Origin of the sequence: Synechococcus sp. R6-10 (assembly GCF_047461815.1) — a bacterium.
Classification (GTDB): domain Bacteria; phylum Cyanobacteriota; class Cyanobacteriia; order Thermostichales; family Thermostichaceae; genus Thermostichus.
The window spans coordinates 1-1,005 of sequence record NZ_JANSHW010000483.1 but is presented as its reverse complement, the minus strand read 5'-3'; the positions used below and the strand labels follow the sequence as shown (position 1 = coordinate 1,005).

The window sequence follows — 1,005 nt, the reverse complement described above, 5'->3', positions numbered from 1 at the left end:
GCCAAACCGCCTAAAGCTCAGTAAATTCAGCAAAGTTCAGGGTTTTGGGGGTTAGAGGCATGCTCCCACAGGCTTCTGCATCTCAGTTTAATTTTTCATTTTCCCCTCCCTGCTCCAGCCCAAAACGGCTTTGGTGGCAGAGGGGCTCTCCCCCCTTGGGCCGGATCTCCTGCCACCCCTGTAGAGAAGAGGGAGTTGGGGAAAGGGCAACGGCAGGCGCTCGCAGCAACACCTGGCGGTCTGGGCCCACGCTCACCAAGCGGGGCATCTCTCCAAGACTATCGGCTACCGCAAACAGCACCCGCTCTCGGGCCTGGGGATCCCAGCCCAGCAGCTCAGCATACCCCAGCGCCGGCGGCGGATCCCAGATTTGCACCGGTGGGATCCCTGTCGAGCCAGTGGGCAAAGGCCAGACCACCGCCCGATCCCAGCTCAAATCGGTCTGGAACCAGCCTTCGTACTCCCGCGCCAGCAAAGTGTTCCCCTGCCAGGCTAGAGGCAGGATCATGGCAAAATCCAATGCCTCAACGGGGTCGTACACCGACCCTGAGGCTTGATAGATAACCTGCAAGGCCCGAGTACGGGTGTTCTCGGCAAACAACACACTGGTCAACCGACCAGCCTCGGGTGTAGCCACCAAATCCAGCCGTGTGTACACCTGCCACTGGGGATCTGGCGCCGGCAGGGGATCGCTGCGCAACAGGCCAACCACCGTGCATTGCCGTTGCCGGGCTTGCTCCTGCAAGTCGTACACCCATTCCCAAGGGATGGGCAAAGTAGGGGGAGAGGAGACTCCAGGGGCAGCCGGCGCCATGTCCCTCGCCCAGGCAGCGCTCCCCTCCGCCCAGCCGATCCAAACAGCCACAAGGGCTCTCCCCAGTTGCCACAGCCAGTTTTGCCTGAGCCAGCCCCCCATCTGCCTCACCTTCCGTCGTGACATACTCCCGCACTCATGCTGATGCAAAGCGCTCCGCGCCGCTAGCGCGAAAAGGACATTTCCTGCGC

General features: G+C 61.9%; 1 protein-coding gene. It reads right to left on the bottom strand.

Annotation, left to right across the window (positions count from 1 at the left end; all coding sequences use genetic code 11):
• Nucleotides 1–82: 82 nt before the first annotated feature.
• Nucleotides 83–940 (bottom strand): hypothetical protein, encoded by an 858-nt coding sequence (locus NW837_RS12565; protein WP_414331968.1) that lies wholly within the window; start codon nucleotides 938–940, stop codon nucleotides 83–85.
• Nucleotides 941–1,005: the final 65 nt, after the last annotated feature.